This window comes from Ideonella livida (genome assembly GCF_010499455.1).
Classification (GTDB): domain Bacteria; phylum Pseudomonadota; class Gammaproteobacteria; order Burkholderiales; family Burkholderiaceae_C; genus Ideonella; species Ideonella livida.
This window is the reverse complement of sequence record NZ_JAAGOH010000029.1, coordinates 20,106-42,934: the sequence shown is the minus strand read 5'-3', so window position 1 is coordinate 42,934 and position 22,829 is coordinate 20,106. Positions and strand designations below refer to the sequence as shown.

The following is a 22,829-nucleotide window of genomic DNA, read 5'->3' as shown; positions in this document are numbered from 1 at the left end:
CCCTGCCCTGCCCCACCGCCCCCCGCCGGCCGCCATGACGCTCTCCCGCCTGCCCGCCACCGCGGAACACCCGCCCCTGCACCGCCTGCAAGGTCTGGACCGCAGCCACCTGGGCGCCGCCCACCTCTACCTGGCCAGCAACGTGGCGCTGCCCCCCGCCCCGGCGCCCCTGCCGCCGCTGGCACCCGGCCAGTGGCTGGGCAGCGGCACCTTCCGCAACAGCCTGTACCTGGCCCCCTGGCGCCTGCATGCCGGCCTGCAGTCCCTGTGGCTGGCCCTGCAGGTGCAGGGCGCGCTGCGGGTGCGCATCATGCTGGCCACCCCGGGGGCCCCGGCGCAGACCCTGGTGGAGACCACGGTGGAGCAGGACGGCCCCGGCTGGTGCTGCTGGCCCCTGCCCCCGCCCGACACCTTGCCGGCCGCGTCCCGCCTGTTCTGGCATGTGGAGGCCCTGGGCCCCTGCGCCGGCCTGCAGGACGCCTGGTGGTGCACCGCCACCCCGCCACGGCGCAGCATCCGCCTGGCGACCCTGCTGCGCACCCATGGCCGCAGCGCCGCGGTGCAAGACCTGCTGCGCCAGTGGCAGGACCAGGCCGCCGGCCACCCCGCCCTGGCCGCCACCCTGGGCAGCCTGGACCTGTGGGTCCTCGACAGCAGCGAGGACGCGCCTGCCCAGTGGGACGGCGTGGACACCCGCGGCCTGGGCCTGCGCCTGTGGCACGCGCCCAACCTGGGCGGCGGCGGTAACGCCAGCCACCTGCTGCAGCGATACCTGGCCGCGCACGAGGCCGGCGAGCCCGACGCCCAGGCCGAGGAGCTGCTGCTGCTGGACGACGACCTGCAGCTCTCGCTGGAGAGCCTGGCGCGCTACGCCGCCTTCCTGCACTGGCGCCAGGGAGAACAGGTCTGGACCCTGCCCGTGCTCATGAAGAGCCGCCCCACCACCGTGTGGGAGGACGGCGCCTACTGGGGCCGCCAGAGCCCGCTGCAGGACCCCCGGCACCGCGGCCTGGGCCCGCACCTGCTGCGCCACGGCCTGCGCCTGGACGACTTCGGCCCGCTCGACGACTTCAGCGTCCTGCATCCGGTGGACTACGCCACCTTCATCTTCTTCGGCCTGTCGCTGGCCACGCTGCGGCGCATCGGGCTGCCCGCCGCCCTGCTGCTGCGCGGCGACGACGTGGAGCTGTCGCTGCGCGCCGGCGCCCAGGGGGTGCCCGTGCTCTCCAGCCCCAACCTGGCGGCCTGGCATGAGCCCGCCCACTCCCATGCCCAGGAATACCTGGCGGTGCTGCACGGCATGCTGCTCAACCTGGCACATGCCCGGACGCCCGCCGCCGACCACGTGCGCTGGTTCGAGCAGCGGCTGCTGGCCCACGGGCCGCTGGGCGATCTGGCCGGCCTGGCGGTCTACCAGCAGGTGCTCGACGACCTGTGCGAAGGCGAAACATCCGCCCTGCTGACACCGGACTTCATGGCCCACTACCCGGCACGGCTGGCGCGCCTGCGCCAGGCCCGCTGGACCGCGCTGGGTCCGGGTGATCGCGAGCGCCTGCATGTGCAGCACCACACCGGGCAGCTGCAGCTGCGGCCCTACCTCTACCCGGCCCCCCTGCCCCTGCCTGAAGGCGGCAGCGCCCTGCTGCCCGAGGCCCCACGCGTGCTGCTGCTGGACGAAAGCCGCGACAGCGTGCACGAACCCGCCCACGACGACAGCGTGCGGCTGCAGCACCTGCAAGCCTATCTGCACCGCCTGGCCCAGTTCAACCGGGACCACGAGGCCCTGCGCCAGCACTGGCGCCAGCGCCTGCGCGCCAGTGGTGAGCCGGCCTTCTGGGCCGACATGGCCCGTCGGCTGGAATCGCGCACCCAGTTGCTGCGCCAGCAGACCCGCGATCGCGCCGCGATGCTGGCCCACGCCCCGACCCTGCCCAGCCGCACCCGTCCGGCGCTGGGGCCGCTGGCACCCGCGCTGGCCGCCGTTCCGGCCTCGGCCACAGCCAGCCGTGCAGCACGCAGCGCAGACGCCGCGCCCCGCGACGACGGCGAAAACCGCCCGGAGGGCCGCAGCCTGCTGGCCTGGTTGCGCCGCCCCAGCGAACGCCGTGGCGCCACCGTCACCCGTCTGGACCTGCCCGAGGACTTCGATCCCCAGGTCTACCTCGCCCTGCATGCCGACGTGGCCCGCGCCGGCGTTGACCCGCGCCGCCACTACCTGCAGTACGGCCGGGCCGAAGGCCGGCGCTACCGGGTCTGAGCGGCCGGCGCCGCGGCGTGATCCCTTCGTCTCCCCTGGCCAGTACCCCCCGGCAAAGCCTGCGCATGACCGCCACCGTTCCCCAGCTCTGGCTGCACATCGGCCAGACCAAGACCGCCACCACCGCCCTGCAGGCCTGGTGCGCCCAGCACCGCGACCTGCTGGCCCAGGCGGGCCTGCTCTACCCCGAGGTGCCCGCCAGCCACCCACTCAAGGCCCAGCACCGCTTTCTGGCCGACGGCCTGCACGCCGGCGGGCCGCAGGCCGAGGCCGCGGTGGAGCACCTGCTGCAGGCCTGGGCCCACAGCGGCCTGCCACGCATGCTGGTCAGTGAGGAGGTGCTGTGGCACCTGTTCGAGCAGGACCCACCGCGCCGGCGCGAGCGCCTGGACTGGCTGGCCGGGCGTCTGCGGGCCAGCGGCGCCACTGTGCGGGTGCTGGTGCAGCTGCGGCGCCAGGACCACTGGATCGCCTCCTGGCACAACCAGCTGGTCAAGACCGATGTGAGCCCCCTGGCCCGGCTGGACCTGCCGGACTTTCTGGCCGCCTACCAGCGCCTGGACCTGCTGGACTATGACCGCGTGCTGGGCGACTGGGCCGACGCCTTTGGCGACGCCGCGCTGTGCGTGCACCCCTTCGACCCCGGCGCCGACCCGGTGCGGCGCGTGCTGGGCACCCTGATGGGCGAAACCTTGCCACCCGACCCCACACCGGCTCCCCTGGAGCAGGACCGGCTGGGCCAGGCCGCACTCACCCTGGCGCTGGCCTTCAACCGCCAGCCCGAGGCGGCTCGCCACAAGCCCGCGCTGCTGCGCCTGCTGCGCCGCGCCAACCCCCAGCTGCGCCACCGGGCCCCGCCGTTGGCCCCGGCGCTGGCCGAGGCCCTGCGCCGCGAGGTGGCGCCGGCCAACGCCCGGCTGGCGGCACGGCTGAACCGCTCGGCCCCGCTGTTTGCCGACTGGGCGGAGGCCCCGGCCACCACCGAGGTCGGACCTGTCGCCCCAAATACCCAATTAGGTATACAGAATCCTGTGGTGCCGCCCTTGCCGGAGGCCAGGACGTCCGAGGCCTTGGACGCCCAGGCACTGGCCGCTGACGTGGCCGTGCTGGCCGCGCGGCTGTTCATCCGTCATGAAAGCCGGCTGGAGCGCCTGAACGCCCGGGTCGGGGCCCTGGAGCGGGCCCTGTTCGGCGCCGAGGACGACCTCTGAGCGGTGGGCGTCCTCCGCGCCAGGGGCGCCGAGCGCCGCTCAATCCTGTCCGTCGTCGTCTTCCACCGGGGCCAGCAGCCGCGTCAGCACGGCCCGGCCCTCGGGCCAGTCGCCCAGGCCGGACTCGCCGTTGAGGTGGCCCAGGGGGCCCGCCTCCAGGTGCACCGCGCCCCAATCGGCCACCAGCTGCGCCGCGCGTGCCGGGCTGCAGTACGGGTCGTCGCTGCTGGTCACCGCCACCGCCGGGAAAGGCAGCGGCCGGCGCACGATGGGCCGCCAGTTGTGCAACTGCGGCGGGGTTTCGGCATGCTCGGTGTCGGGCGGCGCCACCAGCAGCGCGGCCTGCACCCGTGCGGTGTGGCGCGAATGCGCAGCCCAGGCCGCCACCAGCTGGCAGCCCAGGCTGTGGGCCACCAGGGCCACCGGCCGGCGGTCCTGCAGCAGGACCTCGTCCAGCCGGGCCATCCAGTCGCCACGCCGCGGCCACATCCAGTCGTCCTGCAGCACGCGCTCGTCGCCGTGCAGGGCCTCCCAGCGGCTCTGCCAATGGGCGGGGCCGGAGTTCTGCCAGCCGGGCAGCAGCAGGATACGGGGGGTGGAAGCGTCGGGGGTCGTCATGTCGAAGGCCATCGGTGGAGGCACTGGGGCGGATGGGGGGCTTGGCTTATGCTCGCGCGTGTCCGCGCCGGCCTGCGGCGGCGCCTCCCCGGTTTGCCGGGAATTCTGACCCAGCCGCGCCGGTCCACCGCATTCCAAGAACGAGGATCCTCATGACTTTCAAAGTGTTCGTCGACGGCCAGGAAGGCACCACCGGCCTGCGCATCCATGACTACCTGGCCCAGCGCACCGACATCGAGGTGCTGCGCATCGACGCCGACAAGCGCAAGGACAGCGCCGAGCGCGCCCGCCTGTTGAACGCCGCCGACGTGGCCTTCCTGTGCCTGCCCGACGCCGCCTCCAAGGAAGCCGCCTCGCTGGTGGACAACCCCAACACCTGCCTGATCGACGCCTCCACCGCCCACCGCACCGCCCCGGGCTGGGCCTTTGGCCTGCCCGAGCTGTGCGCCGGCCAGCGCGCGGCCATCCGCGCTGCCAAGCGTATCGCCAACCCAGGCTGCCACGCCAGCGCCTTCATCCTGGCCCTGCGGCCGCTGGTGGACGCCGGCCTGGTGCCCGCCGGCCTGCCGGTGTCGGCCACCTCCATCACCGGTTACTCCGGTGGCGGCAAGTCCATGATCGCCCAGTACGAGGCCGGCGGCGACCCGGCCCTGGCCTCCCCCCGCCCCTACGCCCTGGGCCTGGCCCACAAGCACCTGCCGGAGATGATGGCCCACACCGGCCTGCAGCGCACGCCGACCTTCATGCCCATCGTGGCGGCCTTCCACAAAGGCCTGGCGGTGAGTGTGCCGCTGCACTTCTCGCAACTGGCCGCGGGCACCACCGGGGTGCAGCTGCATGCCGCGCTGGCCGAGCGCTATGCCGGCGAGCGCTTCATCCGCGTGATGCCCCTGGGCGAACCGGAGAACCTCTCGGCCGGTTTCCTGGACGTGCAGGGCTGCAACGACACCAACCGGGTGGACCTGTTCGTCTTCGCCAACGCCGAGCAGGCCATCGTGGTGGCCCGCCTGGACAACCTGGGCAAGGGCGCCAGCGGCGCCGCCGTGCAGTCGATGAACGTCCACCTGGGCGTGGACGAAGGCCTGGGCCTGTAAGCCCGCGCGGCCCGGCACCGGGCTGCCCCCCGGGCTCAGCCGGCCGCAGCCGAGGCCGGCTGGGGCCGCCCCACCCGTGACACCATCTCGCGGGCAAACTCCACATAGGCCTGGGCGCCACGTGAGGACGGGTCGAACACCACCCCCGGCAGCCCATAGCTGGGCGCCTCGGCCAGGCGCACATTGCGCGGGATCACGGTGTCAAACACCTTCTCGGCAAAGTGCGCCTTGAGCTGCTCGCTGACCTGGTTCTGCAGGGTGATGCGCGGGTCGTACATCACCCGCAGCAGGCCGATGAGCTGCAGCTTGCGGTTGAGGTTGGCGTGCACCTGCTTGATGGTGTTGACCAGGTCGGTCAGGCCCTCCAGCGCAAAGTACTCGCACTGCATGGGCACGATGACCCCGTGGGCGGCGCACAGGCCGTTGAGGGTGAGCAGGCTCAGTGAGGGTGGGCAGTCGACCAGCACGAAGTCGTAGTCGGCGTCCACGGTCTGCAGGGCCTGGGCCAGGCGCTGGTTGCGCCGCTCCAGGGCCACCAGCTCCACCTCGGCGCCGGAGAGCTCGCGGTTGGCACCCAGCACGTCGTAGGTGCCGCGCTCGGAGCGCACCCGGGCCTCGGCCACCCCGGTGGTCTCCAGCAGCACCTCGTAGACGCTGTGGACCAGGGTGCGTTTGTCCACCCCCGAGCCCATGGTGGCATTGCCCTGCGGGTCCAGGTCCACCAGCAGCACACGCTGGCCGATCTGGGCCAGGCCGGCGGCCAGGTTGACCGTGGTGGTGGTCTTGCCGACTCCACCTTTCTGGTTGGCGACGCAGAAGATGCGGGACATGGGCACAAGCAAAGCAGTTTCGGGGCCAGACCGTCCACCCGGACGGTGAGGCGGCGGGAGCCGATTGTCGCCTGCCTGATCCCTCTGGCGGCCAGGCGCATGCCGATGGCCGGGCCGGCGGTCGCCCGCGGTGGTGCATTCACGACAAGTTGAGGGGCAAAACCACCCCGACCCGCGGCGCGGGCTCAGGGCCGCAGCAGGCGCAAGCCGAAGCCGATGAGGCACAGGCCGGCGGCCCGCTCCAGCAGGCGGGCCAGGCGGTGATGGGCCCGCACCTGCGCGGCCACCACCCCAGCAAAGGCGCACAGCAGCAGGCAGTAGGCCGCGGTGATCGCGGCAATGGTCACGGCCATGAGCGCAAAGGTGCGCAGGCCCTGGTGGTGCGCCGGGCTGATGAAGAGCGGAAAGAAGGCCATGTAGAACACGATGGCCTTGGGATTGAGCAAGGTGATGAGCAGGGTCTGACGCAGGTAGTGGCGCGGCTCGATGCGCACCGGCGAGGCCGGGGCCTGGCCCGGTGCACGCGGGCGCAGCAGCTGCCAGCCGATCCAGGCCAGGTAGCCCGCCCCGGCCCAGCGCACCGCCTCGAAGACCAGCGGCCAGGCCGCCAGCAGCGCGGCCACCCCAGCCACCGCCAGCCACAGCAGCAGTTGGTCGCCCAGGATGATGCCGGCCGTGGCGGCCGCCCCGGCGCGCAAGCCGCCCTTGGCGGTGGAGGTGAGCAGCGCGAAGGTGCCCGGCCCGGGCAAGGCCAGGAAGATCAGCACGGCCGCACAGAAGGCCGGGTAGTCGGCCACGCCCATGAAGGGGCCTTGGAGCAGGGCGGTGAACATGGTCGGCACGCGCAGGCGGGCTCAGGCCGGTTGCAGCCAGACCAGGCAGCGCTCGGCGTCCAGCCCCGGCACGCGCAGCGGCTCCACCTGCAGCAGGCGCACGTCAGCGGGCAGCTCGGCGCGCTCGGCCTCGCTCAGGCGGGCCTTCATGGCGGCCCAGCGCGCCCCCGGGGCCAACCGTGCCCGGGTGAGGTGGGTGAAGTCGGCCAGCGAGGCAAAGGCCCGCGAGGTGACCAGGTCGTGCGTGCTGTCCATGGCCTCCACCCGGGCATGCACGCCCACCAGGCGGCCGGTCAGGCCCAGCTCGGCCGCCACCTGGCGGATGAAGGTGGCCTTCTTGGCCACGGTGTCCACGCAGTGCACGGTCCAGCCGGGGTTGCACAGGGCCAGCACCACACCGGGCAGGCCGGCGCCGCTGCCCACGTCCAGCACACGGGGCGCCGGCAGGCCGGCCAGGGCGGTGCGCAGCGGCGGCACCACGGCCAGGCAATCCAGCAGGTGCTGGTGCAGCATCTCCCGTGGGTCGCGGATGGCGGTGAGGTTGTAGACCTTGTTCCAGCGGCCGATCAGGTCCAGGTAGGCCAGCAGGCCGTCGACGGTGGCCGCGTCCAGGTCCAGCGCCAGGGCGGACAGGCCCTGGGTCAGGAGGGGCTTGAGGTCTTGGGAGGCAGAAGGCATGGGGCGATTGTCTCCCCTGCCCGCCCTGCGTCGCCAGCGGCCGCGGCCTCAGGTGGCCGAGGCCACCCCCGCGCCGTCGGCCGCTGCGGCGGTCGTGTCGACGGTCGTGTCGGCGACCCCGCCCTCCTCGCGCCCGCCAAAGCCCTTGAAGCGCTTCTTCTTGAGGTGCACCAGCAGCAGCGAAATGGCCGCCGGCGTCACACCGGAAATGCGCGAGGCCTGCCCCAGGGTCTCCGGCCGTTGCCGGGCCAGCTTCTGCCGCACTTCATGGCTCAGCGCCGTGACCTGGGCGTAGTCCAGCTCGGCCGGCAGCCGCAGGTGGTCGTAGGCCTGGGCACGCTCCACCTCCTCCACCTGCTTGTCGATGTAGCCAGCGTACTTGATGGCAATCTCCACCTGTTCGAGCACGGCCTCGGCCAGCGTGGCGCCCAGTTCAGTGTGACGGGTTTCACGTGAAACACCGGCCTCGGGCCGCGCCAGCGCGGCAATCTCCGCCACCTTGTCGTAGTCCACCCCGGGGCGCCGCAACAGGTCGGCCAGGCTGTACTCACGCTCGATGGCCTTGCCCAGCAGCCGCTCGCCCGCGTCGGCCGGCAGGATGGCCGGATGCACCCAGGTGCTCTTGAGGCGCTCCGTCTCACGGGCCACGGCCTCGCGCTTGCGCTCGAAGGCCGCCCAGCGCGTGTCATCCACCAAGCCCAGGCCACGGCCAAGCTCGGTCAGTCGGGCGTCGGCGTTGTCCTCGCGCAGCTGCAGGCGGTACTCGGCGCGGCTGGTGAACATGCGGTAGGGCTCGGTCACCCCCTTGGTGATCAGGTCGTCCACCAGCACACCCAGGTAGGCCTGGTCGCGGCGCAGGCCCAGCGGCTCCCGGCCCTGGGCCTGCAGGGCGGCATTGGCGCCGGCGTACAGGCCTTGTGCCGCGGCCTCCTCGTAACCGGTGGTGCCGTTGATCTGACCGGCAAAGAACAGGCCCTGGATCTGCCGGGTCTCAAAGCTGCCCTTGAGCGCACGCGGGTCAAAGTAGTCGTACTCGATGGCGTAGCCCGGCCGCAGGATGAAAGCGTTCTCCAGTCCGGGCATGGAGCGCACCGCCGCCAACTGGATGTCAAACGGCAAGCTGGTGGAGATGCCGTTGGGGTAGAACTCGTGCGTGGTCAGCCCCTCGGGCTCCAGGAAGATCTGGTGCGAGTCCTTGTCCGCAAAGCGGTTGATCTTGTCCTCGATGCTGGGGCAGTAGCGCGGGCCCACGCCCTCGATGACACCGGTGAACATCGGGCTGCGGTCAAAGCCGGAGCGGATGATCTCGTGGGTCCGCTCGTTGGTGTGGGTGATCCAGCACGGCAACTGACGCGGGTGCATGGCCGCATCGCCCAGGAAGCTGAACACGGGCACTTCCGGCCCGGTGGGCGCCGACTCGCCATAGCGGCCCACACGGTCCACCCCATCACCCGGTTGCTCGGTCAAGCGGCTGAAGTCGATGCTGCGTCCGTCGATGCGCGGCGGGGTGCCGGTCTTGAGCCGGCCCTGGGGCAACTGCAGCTCTTTCAGGCGGGCGGACAGGCGCACCGCCGGTGCATCCCCCGCCCGCCCACCCGGGTGGTTCTGCAGGCCCACGTGGATCTTGCCGTCCAGGAAGGTGCCGGCCGTGAGCACCACTGTGCGGGCGCGGAAGGCGATGCCCACCTGCGTCACCGCGCCCACCACCCGGTCCCCCTCGACCATCAGGTCTTCCACCGCCTGCTGGAACAGCCAGAGGTTCGCCTGGTTCTCCAGGCGCCGGCGAATGGCCGCCTTGTAGAGGATGCGGTCGGCCTGTGCCCGGGTGGCACGCACCGCCGGCCCCTTGGAGCCGTTGAGGATGCGGAACTGGATGCCCCCCTCGTCGGTGGCCAGGCCCATGGCGCCGCCCAGGGCATCCACTTCCTTGACCAGGTGGCCCTTGCCGATGCCACCGATGGACGGGTTGCAGCTCATCTGCCCCAGCGTCTCGATGTTGTGGGTGAGCAGCAGCGTGGCGCAGCCCATGCGGGCGGACGCCAGTGCCGCCTCGGTGCCGGCGTGGCCGCCACCGACGACGATGACGTCGAACTCCTGGGGATACAACATGGCAAGAAGCTTTCTGGGACGGAAGTCGAAACAGGTGGGACAGGTGAGGCCGGTGCGCCCTGCGGCGGTGGGACCGGGCGGCTAGGGCGGCGGCCCTCAGGCGGGGATACAGGCCGGCGGGATACGGCGAGACCGCCACCTGGACGCGGAAACCATCGACCGGACACAGGGCAGGACACTGGCCCTGCGGCCGCGGCCAGCCACGCACAAGACAGGCCCCGATCCCCGCAGAAAGCCGGCACGGCGCTTTGCCGCCACCCCCGTCTTTTGTCCCTGATTTTACGGGCCACCTCCTGCGCGCCCAGCGGGCCGGACGGTCCCCCACAAGGGGGCGGGGTCTTGGTGGCCGGCGGCGGAGGGCGGCGGCGGAGGGCGGCGGCGGAGGGCGGCGGCGTGCGGCGGATGGCGACGGGACCTGCAAGCGCACCGAAGCACGCTGCCGGGTGGGCGATGGTTTCACGTGAAACGGCGCACTCTGCGCGTCGAGGCCCGCGACATCACGCCCCGTTCCACGTGAAACAATCCGCGGGTGAACTGCCGACCCGGATGCGCTGCGTGCTGCATCGCCCCCTCCATCTCCAGCCCCCTGCCCGGTCTGCCCCACGGCAAGCCCGCCGGGGTAGCTTGCCCTCACCTGGACGAGACCTGGCGCTGCCGCCTGTTCGGCCAGCCCACCCGGCCGGCGGTGTGCGGCCAGCTGCAACCCAGCCAGGAGATGTGCCAGGACAACCGGCACCAGGCCTTGCTGTGGCTCACCGCGTTGGAGGAGGCCACACGCCCGGCCGCGGCAACCACCTGCCCGCCCCAGCCGCAGAAGACCGGCGCCACGCCTTGAGGTCAGGCGGCGGCGCCAGCCGCAAAGGGCTGCGCGTCACCCCGTCGCGCGCGCCCTGAGGCCCGTAGCGCTCGGCGTGCAAGACGCGCAGCGTCCAGCCGGACCTCATCGCCGGGCTGCTGCCGGCGCTCGCCCTGGCCGGGCGCCGCAAGGGCCATGGCATCGCCTCCCGCCTCCGCCAGGGGTTCACCGGGAAAAGAGGCGGCGCGGCTTGGTGCCCTGCGGCGGCGCCACCCCCCGGCTCAGGTCCTGGCGGTCAGGCGGCCCAGCACCAGACGGGCCCGCGCCAGGGCCAGCCACCGGTCATACAGCCGGGTGGCCAAGCGCTGGCAGGCGTCCAGGTGGACCCAGGTGTCGGCGCGCATGCGCTCTGGCGTTTGCACACTGGGCAGGGCGGCCAGGGGGCTGCCGGAGGGTGGAGCCTCCTGGCACCAGCGGGCCAGCTTGGCCGCATCCACCTCCACGTGGAACTGCATGCCCAGGTGCGGACCCAAGGCAAAGGCCTGGTGGCGACAGGCCGCGCTGCGGGCCAGCAGCTGGGCCTGCGCGGGCAGCTCAAAGGTCTGGAAGTGCCAGTGGAACAGCATCATCAGTGCCTCCTCGCCCAACCAGTCCCGGGCCAGAGCCGAACCGTTGTGCTGGACCGGCCACCAGCCGATCTCCGGGTTGGGGTTGTCCACCACCCGCCCCCCCAGGGCCTGGGCCAGCAGCTGGCCCCCCAGACAGTGGCCCAGTACCGGGATGTCGCGGGCCACGGCATCACGCAACAGGGCCCGCACACGAGGCAGAAAGGGCAAGTCATCGTGGACGCTCATGGTGCCGCCCAGCACCGCCACCGCGTGCCAGGGCGAGGCATCCAGCGGCACCTCAGCGCCGGCCTCCACCTCGCACAGGTCGGTGGGCACGCCGCGCAGTCGCAGGTGCCGGCCCAGGCTGGCGGCATCGTCCTGGGTCTCGGGCTGGATCACCAGCACGCGGAGTTGATGGAGGCTCATGCGAACCCTCTAGCAAAGGGCAGGCCATGCGGATCACCCGTGGTCGCCACCCTGCCCGGGCGGTCTTCAAATTCTTGCGCCTTCGGCGTAATCCGCAGGCCTGGCAGGGGCGTCGCGGCGCTAGTATCGACACTGGAGATCAGGTTTTCGCCCGTGCGACGCCCGCATCCCTGCCGCGGCGGCAGGGCGCCGTCGCCGCCCTCAACGCCCTGCCCCATGTCCTCCCAGCCCACCGCCGCGGACGCCCTGCCCCTGGCCCAGCAGCCCTTGCTGCGCTGGCTGCAACCGCCCTTGGCCGCCCTCAGTCCGCAGGACCGGCTGGCCGATGCGGCGCGGGTGATGGCGCTGCGCCGCATCTCCTTCGTCGCGGTGCTGGATGCCCAGGGCCGGGTGCTGGGCCAGGTGCATGAGTCGCGGCTGCTGGCCGCCCTGACCCGCCGGGAAGACCTGCAGACCCCGCTTCAGGCCTGCGTGCAGCCCCTGCTGAGCCTGCCGCACACGGTGACGGTGCTGCAGGCCTGGCGCGCCTGCCAGCAGGCCGATGCCCACCAACTGGTGCTGGTGGACGAGGCGCAGCGGGCCGTGGCAGCCGCCACGCAAACGGACTTCCGCACCCTGTTCCACCTGCACCGCCTGAGCGGCCGCACGCGGGTGGACCACCTGATGACACCGGTGAGCCTGTGTCTGCCCGCCGAGGCCAACCTGGCCGATGCCCTGCAGCGCATGCAGGCGCAGGAGCATGCCGCGGTGGTGGTGGTCAATCCACAGGGGCAGGCGGTGGGGCTGGTCACCAGCCGTGACGTGACCCGGCTGGCGGGTTGGGGCACCGAGGCCTTGCAACGCCCCCTGGCGGTGCTGATGAGCCAACCGGTGGTGGGCATTGCCCCGGCAATGGCCTTGCAGGATGCCGCCGACCTGATGCTGGCCCGCCGCATCCGCCACCTGGTCATCCTGGACGAGGAAAACCGGCCGCTGGGCCTGCTGCAGGCTTCGGACCTGGCCCGTGACCTCTCCGGCCACTGGCTGGACGAAACCCTGGAGGCCGAGCGCCGGCGGCAGGAGGCCATCCTCAGGGCCCTGCCCGACCTGGTCTGGCTCAAGGACCTGGAGGGTCGCTACGAGTACGCCAGCCCGCGTTTCGAGGCCCTGGTGAACCGCCCCCTGCATGAAGTGCTGGGCCGCACCGACGAGGAACTGGTGAGTCCCGAGGAGGCGGCCCGCTACCGGGAGCGCGACCAGAAGGTCCTGGACACGCAGGCACCGGTGCAGTTCGAAGAGGCCCAGCGCTTTGCCCAGGACGGCCATGTGGAGTGGCTGCAGACCATCAAGACACCGGTGCGCGATGCCCGCGGCCGGGTGATCGGCGTGCTGGGCATCGGTCGCAACCTGACCGAACAGCGACGCGTGGCACAGGAGTACCGGCAGCTCTTCGCCCGCAACCCCACGCCGATGCTGGTCTACGAGCGCAGCACCCTGCAGATACGGCGGGTCAACGATGCCTTCGTGCACCAATATGGGTACAGCGCCGAGGAGGCGCGGGCCATGCACCTCACCACCCTGTACGTGCCCGGCGAGCGGGCCGCACTGGAACGCCTGGTGCCCACCCTGACGGGGCACCAGTCCGCCGGAGAGTGGACCCACCTGCGCAAGGACGGACGCCTGCTCCACGTGGTGACCCACTCGCATGACGTGATGCTGGAGGACGTGGCCTGCCGCATGGCGGTGTTCACCGACATCAGTGCCCTGCACCGCAGCCAGCACCGCGAGCGCACCCGGCTGCGCCTGCTGGAGCAGCTGGCCCGGGGCGAGGACGACCTGCCCACCCTGCTGGCCGACCTGGCCCGGGCCCATGAGGCCCTGTTCCCGGGCAGCATGTGCGCCATGCTGCTGACCGACGTCCGTGCGCGGCAGCTGCGCTTTGTGGCCGGCCCCAGCCTCTCGCCTGAGGCCTGCACACAGCTCGACGGCCTGCCCGTCGCCCCCGGCGTGGGGTGCTGCGGAGAAGCCGCCGCCACGGGGCAGCGCACCATCGCGGTGGACACCACCGAGCACCCCAATTGGCGGGATTACCAGGACTTTGTGCAAAGCACCGGCCTGCGCAGCTGCTGGTCCGAACCCATCCTGGGCCCGGGTCACCGCGTGCTGGGCACGTTTGCGGTGTTCCACGTGAAACCGAGTGAACCGGGCAGCGAGGAGCTGGACCACATCGGCTTCACCGTGCAGATGGCCGCCACCGCCATCCAGCAGGGCAGCCACCAGCGGCAGCTGGCCCGCAGCGAGCGCCAGTTACGCGAGATCCTGCAGGCCATCCCTGACATGATCTGGCTGCAGGACGATCAAGGGCGACTTCTGGCCTGCAACGCCGCCTTCCAGCGCCATGTCGGCAGCGTCACCACCGGAGCGCCACTGGAGCAGCTGCTGCCGGGTTGGCCCGCCTCCGGCGCCCCCTCCCCCACCCGGCCCGACCCGGGGGGGCCGCCGCGCCAGCAACTGGTGCAACTCACGGCCGGCAGCGGCCAAACCTTCGAGCTGTGGCAGACCCCCCTGAGCCGCGACGAGGAGGCCGAAGGCCCGGCCCTGCTGAGCATGGCGCGGGACGTCACCGAGCGCCAGACCCGTGACGACCGCCTGCGTCGCCTCAACCAGGCCTATGCCGTGCTCAGTGCGGTCAATGAGGCCATCGTGCGCCAGCGCGAACCCGAGGCCCTGTTCGAGGAAACCTGCCGCATCCTGGTGGAGGTGGGGGGGCTGGGCCTGGCCTGGATCGGCAGCCCCGATGCCGAGGGCCGCACCCTGCTGCCCCGAGCCGATGCCGGTGGCCGCCGCGACCTGACCGCGGCCCTGCGCATCGACCTGAGCCAGGGGCCGCGCGGCCCGGTTTCCAGCGCCTGGCACCTGGACCGGCCGGTGGTGATCGCCGACGTGCAGGCCGACGCCCGCCTGGCGCCCTGGCACACCATGCTCGAGGCGCAGGGCCTGCGGGCCCTGGCCAGCATGCCGGTGCACGCCGGCCAGCGGGTGGCGCATGTGCTGACCGTCTGCGGTCACCAGCGTGGCCACTTTGACGAGGAACTGCTGCGGCTGTTCCAGCGCCTGGCCCAGGACCTGGGCTTTGCCCTGGACTTCATGGCCGCGGCCCGCGCGCAACGCGAAGAACAAACCTTCCGCCACCGGCTCATGGAATCGGTGGCCGGCCTGTTCTTCGTGATCAACCCCGAGGGCCGCTGCACCTACTGGAACAGCGCCTTGTGCCAGGCCACCGGCTACGACAACGCCGAACTGGCCCAGATGCGGCCCCAAGCCCTCTTTGTACCCTCCGACCGGCCCCTGGTGGACCAGGCCATGCGCCAGGTCTTTGAGACCGGCAGCTCTGAGTTGGAGGCCATGCTGCTGGCCAAGGACGGGCGGCGCCTGCCCTACCTCTTCGTCTCGCGCTGCATCGAGCACACCCATGGTCCGCTGCTGGTGGGCACCGGCATCGACATCTCGGCCCGGGTGGCCAGCGAGATCGAGCTGGCCAACTACCGCGAGCACCTGGAGGCCCTGGTGCAACGGCGCACCGAGGAACTGGCCGGCGCCAACGAGCGACTGCACCGCGAGGACCTGCGCCTGCGTGCCATGCTGGGCCTGAGCCAGGTGGCCTCGCGCCTGAGCGAGGCCGAATTGCATGAGCACGGCCTGGCCACCATGCTCAGCCTCAGCCAGGCCCAGCAGGGTTGCCTGCTGGAGGTGCTGCCCGGCCAGTCGCTGCGCCTGCTGGCCTCCACCCCCGGGCTGGTGGCCGCGCTCAAGCCCCCCTTGAGCCGCCGGCTGAACGACTGGCCGCTGGGACAGGACCTGGACCAGCAGGCCCTGCTGCGCTTGGCCGTGGCGGGCGAGGACGGCGGCACCTGCCTGCTGCTGGGCCTGGGCCGCGACGACGTCCCCTTCGACGACGAGGACGAACGCGAGCTGCAGCTGGCCGGCGGTGATTTCTGGCGCATCCTGCTGCGCCGACGCACCGAACTGGCCCTGGAGGAGGCCAAGAAGCAGGCCGATGCCGCCAGCCAGGCCAAAAGCAGCTTCCTGGCCAACATGAGCCACGAGATCCGCACGCCCATGAACGCCATCCTCGGCTTTGCCCACCTGCTGCGACAGGAGCCGCTCAGCCCCGCGCAGACCCAGCAGCTCGGCCGCATCCACGAGGCCAGCGAGCACCTGCTGCAGGTGCTCAACGACATCCTGGATTTCTCCAAGATCGAGGCCCACAAGCTGCAGATCGAGGCCAAGCCCTTCGCCCTGCGCGCCAGCCTGGGCCGGGTGGTGGGCATGCTGCGCCAGCGGGCGCAGGCCAAGGGCCTGGGCCTGCACCTGAGCGTGGCGGCGGACGTGCCCGACGCGCTGGTGGCCGACCCGCTGCGGCTGGAGCAGATCCTCATCAACCTGCTGGGCAACGCCGTCAAGTTCACCGACACCGGCCAGGTCAGCCTGCGGGTGCACCGGGCCGGCGTGGCAGACGGCGAGCCGCTGCGCCTGTGCCTGGAGGTCGAGGACAGCGGCATCGGCATGGACGCGCGCCAGCAGGCCCACCTGTTCGAGGCCTTCCATCAGGCCGACGCCAGCATCACCCGCCGCTACGGCGGCACCGGCCTGGGCCTGGCCATCAGCCAGCGTCTGGCCCGGCTCATGGGCGGCGAGATCGGGGTGCGCAGCCAAGCCGGCCAGGGCAGCTGCTTCACCCTGTGCCTGCCGGTGCGCCTGGGTGCGGAGCGCCCCACCCTGCCCCTGCCGCCCCGCCCCGAGGCCCCGCTGCCCAGCCTGGACGGCCGGCGGGTGCTGCTGGTGGAGGACAACCCCATCAACCAGGCGGTGGCCCGCGCCCTGCTGGCCGACCTGGGCCCCAGCGTGGAGGTGGCCGAGAACGGCCAGCTGGCCGTGGAGATGGCCCTGGCCGGCGGCTTCGACCTCATCCTGATGGACATGCAGATGCCGGTGATGGACGGGCTGCATGCCACCGCCAGGATCCGCGCGGCAGAGGCCCCGGGCCAGCACATCCCCATCGTCGCCATGACCGCCAACGCCTTCGACGAGGACCGCCGCCAGTGCCTGCAGGCGGGCATGGACGACTTCCTGCCCAAACCGGTGGAGCCGCGCGCGCTGCAGCGCTGCCTGGTCCGCTGGCTGGGCGCGTCCGGCCCCGCCGCCTGAGCGATCCAGAACCGGACATACCCCATACCCCATGCGAAAGCCCACCCTGCTCATCGTTGACGACGAACCGGTCAACCTCGCCCTGCTGGCCCGACTGCTCAACAGCCGCTACCGGGTGCTGGGCGCGCGCAGCGGCCACGGCGCGCTCACGCTGATGGCCAACGAGCGGCCCGACCTGGTGCTGCTCGACGTGATGATGCCGGAGATGGACGGCTACACCGTGCTGCAGCGCATGCGGCGTGATCCGCGACTGGCGGCGGTGCCGGTGATCTTCGTCACCGCCCTGGGCGGCGAGCTGCACGAGGAGCGCGGCCTGGCCCTGGGCGCGGTGGACTACATCGTCAAGCCGCTCAAGCCCGCGGTGGTGCTGGCGCGCGTGGCCACCCACCTGGAGCTGGCCGAGGCCCGCGACCGCCTGGCCCAGCAGAACCGCTGGCTGGAGGGCGAGCTGGCACGGCGCCTGCGCGAGATCGAGCTGGCCCAGGACCTGACCATCACCGCCCTGGCCGAGCTGGCCGAAGCCCGCGACCACGAGACCGGCCACCACATCCTGCGCACACAGCGCTATGTGGAGTTGCTGGCCCAGGAGCTGGCCCGCGGCCCGTACGCCGCCGAACTTGACGAGGCGCAGTGCGTGCGCATCACCAAGGCCGCGCCCATGCACGACATCGGCAAGATCGGCATCCCCGACGCCATCCTGCTCAAGCCCGGCCGGCTCACGCCCGAGGAGTTCGAGCACATGAAGCGCCATGCCCAGCTGGGGGGCGACACCATTGCCCAGGCCATGCAGCGCAGCCTGGCCAGCCACCCGGTGGAGCCCGGACAGCCCATGCCCGAGGCCCTGCTCTACCTGGAGGTGGCCCGCCAGATCGCCACGCACCACCATGAGCGCTGGGACGGCAACGGCTACCCCGGCGGCCTGGCCGGCCACGCCATTCCCCTGCCCGCCCGGCTGATGGCCCTGGCCGACGTGTTCGACGCCCTGACCATGCGCCGCGTCTACAAGGCCCCCTGGCCCTTGGAGCGCACCGTGGCGCATGTGCGCGGCCTGTCCGGCCTGCAGTTTGACCCGCTGGTGGTCCAGGCCTTCGAGCGCCTGCTGCCCCAGTTCGAGGCCACCGCCCGCGAGCTGGCCGACCCCGACCCTGCACCGCCCCCCCCGGCAGTGGAGGCCGCATGAGCGCCACCCCAACCACCGTGGCTGGTGGCCTGGGCCTGGCCATGCAGACCCTGTTCCAGAGCTCGCCCACGCCCCTGGTGCTCTATGAGCTGGCCGAGCTGCGCCTGCTGGCGGTCAACGACGCCTTCCTCGACCTCTACGGCTACAGCGCCCCGGAGGCCCTGCAACTGCGCCTGACCGACCTCTACCCCGAGGCCGACCGCGCCACCGTGGCCCGCCGGGCACCCGAGCTGCAGGGCCTGGCCTATGTGGGCCAGTGGCGCCACCTGCGCAAGGACGGCCGCCCGCTGGACGTGGAGGCCCGCTCCCACGGCCTGGAAGTGGACGGCCGGGCCTGCCGCGTGGCGGCCTTCAACGACATCAGCGCCTTCAAGCGCACCCTCAGCCGCGACCGCCGCCGGCTGGCGGTGATGGAGCGGCTCATCCAGGGCGCTCCCCTGCCCGAGCTGCTGGGCCAGCTGGTCGGGGACCATGAAAGCCTGTTCCCGCCCAGTCGCTGCGGCATCCAGCTGGTGGGCGCTGGGCTGGAGCACATCAGCGTGGGGGTGCTGCGCGCCCCGCAGCCACCCGACAGCCCCACCGGCCAGTGGTTGAGCCATGTGGAGCCGGTGCTGGGTGCGGATGGCACCGTGCTGGGCAAGGTCCTGGCTTGGCTGTCGCACACCCCGCTCAACGACGAGCTCGACCACCTGGGCTTCACCGCGCGGCTGGCCGCGCTGGCCATCCAGCAGCGGGCCGCGGCCCAGCGCCTGCGCCAGAGCGAGCAGCAGCTGCGCGACCTGCTGCAGGCCATTCCCGACATGGTCTGGCTGTGCGATGTGCAGGGCCGGCTGCTGGACTGCAACGCCGCGTTCGAGACCATGACCGGCACCCGCCGCAGCCAGCTGCTGGGCCAGAGCCACCTGGGCCTGCCCACGCCCCCGGGGCCCGACCATGCGGAGGTGCTGCGCGGCGCCGGCAGCGTCACCGGCGAGCTCTGGGTGCCGCCACCGCACGGTGGCCCGCAGCGCCTGCTGGAGGTGGTGCGCACCCCCATCCACGGCGCCCACGGCCAGCCCCTGGGCGTCATCAGCGTGGCCCGCGACATCACCCTGCTGCGCCAGGGCACACGGGCCATCGCCCAGCAGGAACAGCTGGTCGAGACGATGCTCAACCAGTCCAACGACGCCATCGCCCTGCTGGAGCCGGATGCACGCCGCTTCATCACCTTCAACCACAGCGCCTGCCAGGGCCTGGGCTACAGCCGCGAGGACTTCAGCCGCCTGAGCCCCCGCGACTTCCTGATGCCCGAGGACGTCGCCCGGCTGGACCGCGCCGTGGTCCGCGTCATGGCCGGCGAGACCCTGCGCCACGAACTGCGCCACCGCCGCCGCGACGGCAGCCTGCAGCTGGCCGCCCTGACGCTCAGCGCGGTCAGCGTGGCCGGCCGCGACCTGCTGTGCGCAGTCTGGCAGGACATCACCGAGCAGCGGCGCCGCGAGGAACGCCTGCAACGCCTGACCCAGGCTTATGCGGTGCTGGGCAGCGTCAACGAGGCGATCGTGCGCATGCGCGACCCGGTCAGCCTGTTCGGCGAGGTCTGCCGCATCGCCGTGGAGGTCGGAGGCTTCCGCATGGCCTGGATCGGCGGGCCGGACGGCAAGGGCCGGGTGCGGCCGCAGCTCTACGCCGGTCATTCCGACGGTTATGCCGAGCAGCTCAGCCTGAGCGCCGACCCGCAGGGCGACGGGCCGGTGGACCGGCTGCTGGCCACCCGGGCGCCAGTCGTCATCCCCGACATCCTGGCCGACCCGGGCCTGGCCCCGCGCCATCAGCTGGCCCTGGAGCGGGGCTACCGGGCCGTGGCCCTGTTTCCGATCGAGCAGGCCGACCCGCGGCGCTGGCACTGCCTGGCGGTGTACAGCGAAACCACCGACCCCATCGACGCCGAACAGCTCACCCTCTACAGCCGCGCCGCCCGCGACCTGGGCTTCGCCCTGGACTATGCCGACAGCCAGGCCGAACGCCAGAACGAGCAGCGCCTGCGCGAGCAGCTCGTCGAATCGGTGGACGGCCTGTTCTTCGCCGTGGACGCCCAGGGGCGCCTGGTGCTCTGGAACCGCCGGGTCGAGGAGGTCACCGGCCTGGGCCATGAGCAGCTCGTCAGCACCCCGGCGCTGGAATTCTTCGAGGAGGGCGACCGCGAGCGCATGCGCGCGGCCATGCGCATCGTCTTCGAGACCGGCGAAGGCCGCGAGCAGGCCCGGCTGCGCACCCACCAGGGCCAGCTGCGCACCTTCCTCTTCGTCTCGCGCCGGGTGGTGCTGCCCCAGGGCCCGGTCATCGTGGGCACCGGCCTGGACATCTCCGAGCGGGTGCTGGTGGAGCAGGCCCTGCAGGCCACCCAGACCCACCTGGAGGACCTGGTGGCCCTGCGCACCCAGGCCCTGGAGAACGCCAACGACCGCCTGCGCCGCGAGGACGAGCGCCTGCGCACCATGCTGGCCCTGAGCCAGCGCGCCAGCCAGCTCAGCGAGGAGGAACTGCTGGCGGAAGGCCTGAGCGCAATCCTGCGCCTGGGCGGCAACACCCGCTGGGCCGCACTCTCCGACGAGGACAGCGCCCTCATGACCCCGCGCCTGCTGGGCTGCACCGTCGATGGCCAGCCCCTGCCACCGCTGCCCGCCCTGCCCCAGTGGCGGCTGCGCCTGCTGGCCGGCCGCGAGCCCATCAGCCTGGGTGATCCTGCCGAGCGTCGCGGCTGGCACCAAGGCGGCTGGATCGAGGAGCCAGCCCCGGACGGCGACGACCTGCTGGTCCTCCGCGAGGACGGCACCGCCATGGTGCCCACCAGCACCACCGCCCCCCTGCCCCTGGATGTGCGCCGGGTGCTGGTCGCGCCAGTCTTTGACGGCGACCGCCTGGTGGCGGTGGTGGCCACCGGCGACAACGACGCCAAGCCCTGGGACAGCGACGCCCGCGAACTGCAGCTGCTGGCCGCCGACCTGATGCGCATCCTGACCCGCCGGCGGGTCGAGCTGGCCCTGTCACAGGCCAAGGCCGAGGCCGAGGCCGCCAACCAGGCCAAGAGCGCCTTCCTGGCCAACATGAGCCACGAGATCCGCACCCCCATGAACGCCATCGTGGGCTTCACCCACCTGCTGCAGAAGGAGGCATTCAACGCCACCCAGCTCGACCACCTGCGCAAGATCGCCGAAGCCGGCCGCCACCTCTCCCAGGTCATAGACGACATCCTGGACTTCTCCAAGATCGAGGCCAGCAAGGTGCAGCTGGAGGAGGAGGACTTCACCCTGGACGTCAGCCTGCAGCGCACGCTGGACATGGTGCGCGAACGCGCCCTGGCCAAAGGCCTGGGCCTGGAGCTGGACCACGGCGACCCCGGCCTGGCCCTGCGCGGCGACCGCCTGCGGCTGGAGCAGATCCTGCTCAACCTGCTGGGCAACGCCGTCAAGTTCACCGACGCCGGCATGGTGCGGCTGCGGGTGCGCCGCGGCCGCCAGCAGGGCAGCCTGCACTGGCTGCGCTTCGAGGTGCAGGACACCGGACCCGGCATGAGCGAGGCCCAGATCCTGCAGCTCTTCCAGCCCTTTCAGCAGGGCGACGCCTCCACCACCCGGCGCTTTGGCGGCACCGGCCTGGGCCTGGCCATCAGCCGGCGGTTGGCGCGGCTGATGGGGGGCGACATCGAGGTCGACAGCCAACCGGGCCAGGGCAGCCGCTTCTGGGTGGACCTGCCCTTTGCCAGCTCCCAGGCCAGCCCCGGCCGCCACTACACCGAGCTGGCCCCGGTGCCCCAGCTGCCGGGCACCCGGCTGCTGCTGGTGGAGGACAACCCCATCAACCAGGAGGTCGCCTGCGCCCTGCTGCAGAGCATGGGCGCCGAGGTGGCCGTGGCCGGGGACGGCCAGCAGGCCCTGCTGCGCTGCCAGGCCGAGGCCTTCCACCTGGTGCTCATGGACATCCAGATGCCGGTGCTTGACGGCCTGCGGGCCACCGAAGCCCTGCGACGCCTGCCCGGTTATGCCCAGGTGCCCATCATCGCCATGACGGCCAACGCCTTCGAGGAAGACCGCCAGCGCTGCCTGGCCGCCGGCATGGACGACTACCTGCCCAAGCCGGTGGACCCCGCCGCACTGCGCCAGTGCCTGACGCGCTGGCTGCGCCACGCCTGCGCATTGCCGGCGCATGCCCTACCCACGCCTGCCCCCGGGCCCCTGCCGCTGCCCGTCAGCGGTGTGGCCCCCCGGCCGCCGGCCGGCCAAGGCCCTCACGGCCTGCCGCCGGACCTGATCGCAGTGCCCGGCCTGGACTGGGCGGGCGCGCTGCGCCGCAATGAAGGCCAGTGGCCCCGCTACCAGCGCCTGCTGCAGCTGTTCCACAACCACCACCGGCACGACGCCCGGCAGCTGCGGACGCAGTGGGATCAAGGCGAGCACGCTGCGGTGCTGGCCCGGGTGCACGCGCTGCGCGGCGCCGCCGCCTCCATTGGCGCCACGGCGCTGGAGCAGCAGGCCCAGGCCCTGGAGACCGCGCTGCGCGCCCCTGCCGCCACACGGCCGGCCCCCGCACCCGACGCACCCGACGGCGTGACCCGGCTGCCAGCCCCCCAGCCCGCCTGGCTGCTGGAGGCCCTGTGCACCGAGCTCGACGCCTTGCTGGGCCCCCTGGGCGTGCTGGGCAGCCTGCCCGCCCCGCCCAGCGCCCCGGTCGCGGGCGAGCCCTGGGGCCGTGAACAGGCGCAGGACGCCCTGCTGGCCCTGCTGGCCCTGCTACACAGCCACGACACCGCGGCCTGCGAGCTGTTCGACCGCCAGGCCATCGCCTTGGCACCCTGGTTGGGCCTGGAGGCCGGCGCCCTGGCCCAGGCCATCGAAGAATTCCGCTTTGACGACGCCGCGCTGCGGCTGCAGGCCGTGCTGCAGCGCCTCGGTCTGCTGCCGGGCAGCGGCAAGGCAGTGGACTGAGCGCAGATGGAGCGCAGACTGAACGCCGACGCCGGCGC

Annotated in this window: 13 protein-coding genes; 7 read left to right on the top strand and 6 right to left on the bottom strand. The window is 72.3% G+C overall.

Going from position 1 to position 22,829, the window contains the following annotated elements; genetic code table 11:
- Positions 1-34: 34 nt before the first annotated feature.
- Entirely contained in the window at positions 35-2,257 is a 2,223-nt protein-coding gene (locus tag G3A44_RS18505; RefSeq protein ID WP_163459239.1) for a hypothetical protein, read from the top strand.
- A gap of 65 nt (positions 2,258-2,322) precedes the next feature.
- The gene (locus G3A44_RS18500) at positions 2,323-3,468 is read left to right on the top strand and encodes a hypothetical protein (protein ID WP_163459238.1); all 1,146 of its coding nucleotides are present in this window, start codon (positions 2,323-2,325) and stop codon (positions 3,466-3,468) included.
- A 39-nt stretch (positions 3,469-3,507) separates the two neighbouring features.
- On the opposite strand, the gene G3A44_RS18495 is transcribed toward G3A44_RS18500, so the two are convergent.
- Positions 3,508-4,086: an RBBP9/YdeN family alpha/beta hydrolase gene (locus tag G3A44_RS18495; RefSeq protein ID WP_163459237.1), complete on the bottom strand. Its 579-nt coding sequence runs from the start codon at positions 4,084-4,086 to the stop codon at positions 3,508-3,510.
- 152 nt (positions 4,087-4,238) lie between these two features.
- Between G3A44_RS18495 and argC the strand changes: the two genes are divergently transcribed.
- Positions 4,239-5,180 (top strand): N-acetyl-gamma-glutamyl-phosphate reductase, encoded by a 942-nt coding sequence (argC, locus tag G3A44_RS18490; protein ID WP_163459236.1) that lies wholly within the window; start codon positions 4,239-4,241, stop codon positions 5,178-5,180.
- A gap of 35 nt (positions 5,181-5,215) precedes the next feature.
- Here the strand turns inward: argC and G3A44_RS18485 are convergent, their stop codons facing one another.
- The 4 genes from G3A44_RS18485 to mnmG all read right to left on the bottom strand — a co-directional run bounded on the left by G3A44_RS18485 (position 5,216) and on the right by mnmG (position 9,630).
- Positions 5,216-6,010: a ParA family protein gene (locus G3A44_RS18485; protein WP_163459235.1), complete on the bottom strand. Its 795-nt coding sequence runs from the start codon at positions 6,008-6,010 to the stop codon at positions 5,216-5,218.
- A gap of 185 nt (positions 6,011-6,195) precedes the next feature.
- Positions 6,196-6,843, bottom strand: coding sequence for a LysE family translocator (locus G3A44_RS18480; protein ID WP_239061957.1), 648 nt, complete (start codon positions 6,841-6,843; stop codon positions 6,196-6,198).
- Between the two features lie 21 nt (positions 6,844-6,864).
- A complete protein-coding gene (rsmG, locus tag G3A44_RS18475) occupies positions 6,865-7,521 on the bottom strand; it encodes a 16S rRNA (guanine(527)-N(7))-methyltransferase RsmG (protein ID WP_163459234.1) in 657 nt (218 codons plus the stop codon).
- A 48-nt stretch (positions 7,522-7,569) separates the two neighbouring features.
- The gene (mnmG, locus tag G3A44_RS18470) at positions 7,570-9,630 is read right to left on the bottom strand and encodes a tRNA uridine-5-carboxymethylaminomethyl(34) synthesis enzyme MnmG (protein WP_163459233.1); all 2,061 of its coding nucleotides are present in this window, start codon (positions 9,628-9,630) and stop codon (positions 7,570-7,572) included.
- Between the two features lie 529 nt (positions 9,631-10,159).
- On the opposite strand from mnmG, the gene G3A44_RS18465 reads away from it, so the two are divergent.
- The gene (locus G3A44_RS18465; protein ID WP_163459232.1) at positions 10,160-10,465 is read left to right on the top strand and encodes a YkgJ family cysteine cluster protein; all 306 of its coding nucleotides are present in this window, start codon (positions 10,160-10,162) and stop codon (positions 10,463-10,465) included.
- Between the two features lie 242 nt (positions 10,466-10,707).
- Here G3A44_RS18465 and G3A44_RS18460 read toward each other — a convergent pair whose 3' ends face one another.
- A complete protein-coding gene (locus G3A44_RS18460) occupies positions 10,708-11,460 on the bottom strand; it encodes a type 1 glutamine amidotransferase (protein WP_163459231.1) in 753 nt (250 codons plus the stop codon).
- Positions 11,461-11,676: 216 nt separating this feature from the next.
- Between G3A44_RS18460 and G3A44_RS18455 the strand changes: the two genes are divergently transcribed.
- The 3 genes from G3A44_RS18455 to G3A44_RS18445 are packed head-to-tail and all read left to right on the top strand — an operon-like array spanning position 11,677 to position 22,791.
- Positions 11,677-16,647, top strand: a complete 4,971-nt coding sequence (locus G3A44_RS18455; protein WP_163459230.1) for a PAS domain S-box protein — start codon at positions 11,677-11,679, stop codon at positions 16,645-16,647.
- A gap of 31 nt (positions 16,648-16,678) precedes the next feature.
- A complete protein-coding gene (locus G3A44_RS18450) occupies positions 16,679-17,827 on the top strand; it encodes an HD-GYP domain-containing protein (protein ID WP_163459229.1) in 1,149 nt (382 codons plus the stop codon).
- A complete protein-coding gene (locus G3A44_RS18445; RefSeq protein ID WP_163459228.1) occupies positions 17,824-22,791 on the top strand; it encodes a PAS domain S-box protein in 4,968 nt (1,655 codons plus the stop codon). Before G3A44_RS18450 ends, G3A44_RS18445 begins: the two co-directional genes overlap by 4 nt.
- Positions 22,792-22,829 lie beyond the last annotated feature (38 nt).

Excerpts from the sequence above, each read along its gene's own strand:
- G3A44_RS18505 (WP_163459239.1), top strand. The coding sequence starts at position 35 with ATGACGCTCTCCCGCCTGCCCGCCACCGCGGAACACCCGCCCCTGCAC.
- G3A44_RS18500 (WP_163459238.1), top strand. The coding sequence starts at position 2,323 with ATGACCGCCACCGTTCCCCAGCTCTGGCTGCACATCGGCCAGACCAAG.
- G3A44_RS18495 (WP_163459237.1), bottom strand. The coding sequence starts at position 4,086 with ATGACGACCCCCGACGCTTCCACCCCCCGTATCCTGCTGCTGCCCGGC.
- argC (WP_163459236.1), top strand. The coding sequence starts at position 4,239 with ATGACTTTCAAAGTGTTCGTCGACGGCCAGGAAGGCACCACCGGCCTG.
- G3A44_RS18485 (WP_163459235.1), bottom strand. The coding sequence starts at position 6,010 with ATGTCCCGCATCTTCTGCGTCGCCAACCAGAAAGGTGGAGTCGGCAAG.
- G3A44_RS18480 (WP_239061957.1), bottom strand. The coding sequence starts at position 6,843 with ATGTTCACCGCCCTGCTCCAAGGCCCCTTCATGGGCGTGGCCGACTAC.
- rsmG (WP_163459234.1), bottom strand. The coding sequence starts at position 7,521 with ATGCCTTCTGCCTCCCAAGACCTCAAGCCCCTCCTGACCCAGGGCCTG.
- mnmG (WP_163459233.1), bottom strand. The coding sequence starts at position 9,630 with ATGTTGTATCCCCAGGAGTTCGACGTCATCGTCGTCGGTGGCGGCCAC.
- G3A44_RS18460 (WP_163459231.1), bottom strand. The coding sequence starts at position 11,460 with ATGAGCCTCCATCAACTCCGCGTGCTGGTGATCCAGCCCGAGACCCAG.
- G3A44_RS18455 (WP_163459230.1), top strand. The coding sequence starts at position 11,677 with ATGTCCTCCCAGCCCACCGCCGCGGACGCCCTGCCCCTGGCCCAGCAG.
- G3A44_RS18450 (WP_163459229.1), top strand. The coding sequence starts at position 16,679 with ATGCGAAAGCCCACCCTGCTCATCGTTGACGACGAACCGGTCAACCTC.
- G3A44_RS18445 (WP_163459228.1), top strand. The coding sequence starts at position 17,824 with ATGAGCGCCACCCCAACCACCGTGGCTGGTGGCCTGGGCCTGGCCATG.